Origin of the sequence: Myroides sp. LoEW2-1, from assembly GCF_009767705.1 — a bacterium.
Classification (GTDB): domain Bacteria; phylum Bacteroidota; class Bacteroidia; order Flavobacteriales; family Flavobacteriaceae; genus Flavobacterium; species Flavobacterium album_A.
This window is the reverse complement of the sequence record NZ_WSPP01000036.1, coordinates 1-4,447: the sequence shown is the minus strand read 5'-3', so window position 1 is coordinate 4,447 and position 4,447 is coordinate 1. Positions and strand designations below refer to the sequence as shown.

At 35.0% G+C, this 4,447-nt stretch carries 3 protein-coding genes, 1 pseudogene and 1 riboswitch; of the genes and pseudogenes, 3 read left to right on the top strand and 1 reads right to left on the bottom strand.

Going from position 1 to position 4,447, the window contains the following annotated elements:
* The first annotated feature begins 111 nt into the window (after window positions 1-111).
* Window positions 112-174, top strand: a riboswitch (Fluoride riboswitch).
* Between the two features lie 27 nt (window positions 175-201).
* From GOQ24_RS02980 to GOQ24_RS02970, 3 genes are all read left to right on the top strand, one after another.
* The gene (locus GOQ24_RS02980; RefSeq protein ID WP_155091749.1) at window positions 202-1,431 is read left to right on the top strand and encodes a voltage-gated chloride channel family protein; all 1,230 of its coding nucleotides are present in this window, start codon (window positions 202-204) and stop codon (window positions 1,429-1,431) included.
* 306 nt (window positions 1,432-1,737) lie between these two features.
* Window positions 1,738-3,294: an FMN-binding glutamate synthase family protein gene (locus GOQ24_RS02975; RefSeq protein WP_155091750.1), complete on the top strand. Its 1,557-nt coding sequence runs from the start codon at window positions 1,738-1,740 to the stop codon at window positions 3,292-3,294.
* Window positions 3,295-3,378: 84 nt separating this feature from the next.
* Window positions 3,379-4,284 carry a DMT family transporter gene (locus tag GOQ24_RS02970; protein WP_155091751.1) on the top strand — a complete coding sequence of 302 codons (906 nt, stop codon included), beginning with the start codon at window positions 3,379-3,381 and terminating at the stop codon, window positions 4,282-4,284.
* 27 nt (window positions 4,285-4,311) lie between these two features.
* On the opposite strand, the pseudogene GOQ24_RS16605 reads toward GOQ24_RS02970, so the two are convergent.
* Window positions 4,312-4,447: pseudogene (locus GOQ24_RS16605) on the bottom strand (threonine/serine dehydratase); the annotation flags it as partial.

Here is a 4,447-nt window from a genome sequence, read left to right as displayed (position 1 = left end):
GATGAAGTAAATTCTTTCACGGATGTAAGTTTTGATGATATTTAATGATATTAAAACTAAAAATTTAAAGTCTGGTTCAGTTGAATCAGACTTTTTTTATACCTTTGTTTTACAAATATAGGCAATGATGTCTGCCTCGAACCGCTTAAATATGCTGATGACGTCTATTAAAAAAACAGTATAACTACTATTTAATAGGCTATGGCATATCATTTTTTAACTACCTTAAAAGCGGGATTATCTAAAAAAAACATTGTAATTTACTTTGTAAAGTGGACCATACTAAGTGCGGTAATAGGTTCTTTCATAGGAACTACATCAGCTTTATTCCTCTATCTTCTCGAACACATCACTGAATTTAGATCACACCATATCTACTTGCTCTATTTTCTACCCATAGCTGGTTTTTTAATAGGCTTGCTCTATTACTATTATGCAGGTAGAGCTAATAAGGGCAACAATCTCTTGATAGATGAATATTATACACCAAAGGCTATCATTCCCTTCAAAATGGCTCCTTTAGTGCTTTTAGGTACACTAGTCACTCACTTGTTTGGAGGGTCTGCTGGTAGAGAAGGCACAGCTATACAAATGGGAGGAGCTATTGCTGATCAATTTTCAAGGCTATTTTCCTTGTTTAGCATCGATCGAAAAACAATCCTCCTCATTGGGGTAAGTGCAGGTTTTGCTTCAGTTTTCGGTACTCCTATAGCTGGAACCCTATTTGCCTTAGAACTCATGCTTGTAGGTAGAGTAAAATACAAATATGTCTATCCTGTCTTATTATCTGCTGTAATTGCACACATTATATGCCTACAATGGGGCATCACCCATACAGCATATAAACAAAACACTACGCTCCCTTTTGACCTATTATCTATAGCTAAAGTAAGCTTAACGGGAGTTGCCTTCGGTCTTGCAGCAATAATCTTCATAAAACTTACAGATTTCTGTAACAAAACATTAACTAAACATATAGTCTATCCTCCACTTAGACCCTTGATAGGTGGTACAATATTTGTTTTACTTATATTGATTATCGGAGATTTCAAATATTTGGGATTAGGTGTACCGACAATAGAAGAATCTTTTTTTGTGCAACAAAGTGCAGAAGTGTTTTTGCTAAAGATAGTCTTTACAGCCATTACGCTTGGTGCAGGATTTAAAGGAGGTGAAGTAACGCCTTTGTTTTTCATTGGAGCTACATTGGGAAGTTTTCTTTCTATCTATTTAAATATACCAGTGGATATCTTGGCAGCTATTGGTTTTGTAGCTGTTTTTGCAGGGGCAACCAAGACACCATGGGCTTGTACACTTATGGCAATCGAACTGTTTGGAATTGAGAATGCGCTCTACTTTGCATTGGCGTGTTACATTGCTTATCAAGTTTCGGGTAGACAAAGTATCTATAAGTCGCAAAAGTGGCCTTAGAAAAACACCAATATCTAATAACAAATTAGAGTATTCTTCGTAATCAAATATCATATTACCAAATAATTATATAATAAAAAGATAAAAATTATGAATTTGATATTTTTACCTGTTTTCACTAACAAAATAATAATTACAAAAACTCGGTAAATTCAAAATCTTTGCTACCTTTGCGACGATTTACACTTAATTAATTGATTGATTTGACTATAACAAATCAATGATTATTTGAGTGAAAATTTAAACTAATAACCGTAATAACATTTACAAACTAAACAACAATTAGATTGCATTAAATTCTATTTTATGTTTCACAAAAAATTCCTAAACAGATTTACTTTTGGACAATTGACAATTGCATGTGTGGTACTATACTTAGCATATTCTATTCTCTCTTTAGTCCTTAATCCAAATTCAATAGCGGCTATTGTTAACACAGTAATTTCTGGATTCTTAGCAATCCTTACAATTATTGATTTGAAGCAGACAAAACATACGATACGTAAAAACTATCCTATATTCGCTCGTTTTAGATATATGTTCGAATCTATTCGTCCTGAAATGAGACAATATTTCTGGGAAGGTGAGTTAGATGGAAGACCATTTAATAGACGTGAACGTTCTATCGTTTACCAAAGAGCGAAAAACGAGAAACAAACTGTTTCTTTTGGTATGCAAGATGATCCAAATAGAATTGGTTATGAGTGGGCATCTCACTCTGTATATCCAAAAAGAGTAAACGACACTAACTTTAGAGTGACTATCGGAAGCGATTTATGTTCACAACCGTATAGTGCAAGTATATATAATATTAGTGCGATGAGTTATGGTGCTTTAAGTAAAAGAGCGATTACAGCTTTGAACGAGGGTGCTAAAATTGGAGGATTTGCTCATAACACAGGAGAAGGAGGTATTAGTCAATACCACCGTTCAGGAGGAGATCTAATTTGGCAAATCGGTACAGGATACTTTGGTTGTCGTAATGAAAAGGGATTCTTTGATGATGCTTTATTTGAAGAACGTGCAAACTACCCTGAAGTAAAAATGATTGAGATTAAATTATCTCAAGGTGCTAAACCAGGTCATGGTGGATTGTTACCAGCTGAAAAAAATACAGAAGAAATTGCTAAGATCAGAAGTATTGTACCTCACACAACAGTACACTCTCCTTCAGGTCACACTGCATTCTCTAATCCAACTGAATTAATTCAATTCATTGCTAAATTGAGAAAGTTAGCAAATGGTAAACCAGTTGGTTTCAAAATATGTATTGGTAGAAAAGATGAATTTACAGCTATAGTAAAAGCAATGGTTGAAACAGGAATCCACCCAGACTTTATCACTGTTGATGGTGCTGAAGGAGGTACTGGAGCTGCTCCACTTGAATTCATTGACTATATGGGTATGGCGCTAAACGATGCTTTAGTGTTTGCTAATAAAACTTTAATCGAAAGTGGATTAAGAGATAAAATTAGAATCTTAGCATCAGGACGCATCATCTCTGCGTTTGACATTGCAAAAGCAATGGCATTAGGTGCAGATGCTTGTTATAGTGCTCGTGGTATGATGTTCGCTTTAGGATGTATCCAAGCTTTACAATGTGATAGTGGTCACTGTCCTGTAGGTATTGCAACACAAGATGAGCAATTGTACTCTGCTTTGAATGTAACTGACAAGAGAAAACGCGTTGCTAACTTCCATGCTAATACAATGAAAGCTTTAGGTGAGTTTATTAGTGCATGTGGATATGAAAAACCGGTAGAAATTGACCCAAAAACTTTCCACAAACGCGTTGATCACGGAGTTAATAAGAGTTTCCAAGAGATGTATTTTGGTGAACTAGATACAAGAAAAAAGAGTTAACTAACTTAACCATCAAAATATAAAGACCACAACAATTTGTGGTCTTTTTTTTATAATATACACAGCACCAAAAAGTAATAAACATTGAAAATAAAGCCTAAACACTGGATTACCTTAATAGTTCTATCGCTTGTATGGGGATCTTCATTCATACTGATAAAAAGAGGATTAGAGTATTTCACTCCCATACAAGTTGGAGCCCTGCGAATAACTTTTGCAGGTATCTTCCTATTGCCTATCTCGATTAAGCATATAAAGATAATGCCCAAAAAAACGTTTCATTGGTTATTCTTAACAGCAGTCGTAGGAAGCTTTATTCCGATGTTCTTATTTCCTATTGCTGAAGTACACCTTCACAGTTCTATTGCGGGAATACTAAACGCTTTGATGTCTATTTTCGTCATTGTATTAGGTGCCTTATTCTTTAAGTACAAAACGCATTTAGGTGAAGTCACAGGAGTTGTTCTTTCTTTCATAGGAGTTATCTTACTCTTACAAAGTCCAGAAACAGCGACAGTCGTTCCCAATGAATGGTTCTACCACTTATTGCTGATTATAGCCTCACTTATGTATGCCTATAGTGGATTGTTAACGCAAAAATATATGGGAGATATTCCCCCAATTGTATGGACCGCTTTTATTGAGTTTGTTCTTTTAGTTCCAGCTCTTATCGTGCTAATCAGTACTGGCTTCTTCCAAACAATATGGGATCACCCTGAAGCGATACAAGGAATAGGCTTCGTATTTCTACTGGCTTTCTTCGGAAGTGCGTTGGCAAATATATTTTACTATAAGTTGATAAACGAAACAAATGCAAGCTTTGCTTCATCTGTATCTTTGCTCATGCCTTTAATTGCCTTTGGTTGGGGATTACTGGATGAAGAACACTTAGGTATTATGCAAATTATAGGCGGCGTACTCATTGTAGCAGGACTATACTTTGGTAGAAAAGAAATAAAAATAAAGAAAAGCAAAAGGAAGTTAGTTTAAAACTAACTTCCTTTTGCTTTTATCTAATTAATTATCAAATGGTAAGTTATCTAAATCAACATTACCTCCTGACAATATTATACCTACTTTTTTTCCTTCGAAAAGAGGACGCTCTTTAATTAGAACAGCAAGTGCTACAGCACTACTGGGCTCAACAATAATC

Bases quoted from the DNA above. Each gene is read 5' to 3' on its own strand.
- GOQ24_RS02980 (WP_155091749.1), top strand. From the start codon at position 202: ATGGCATATCATTTTTTAACTACCTTAAAAGCGGGATTATCTAAAAAA.
- GOQ24_RS02975 (WP_155091750.1), top strand. From the start codon at position 1,738: ATGTTTCACAAAAAATTCCTAAACAGATTTACTTTTGGACAATTGACA.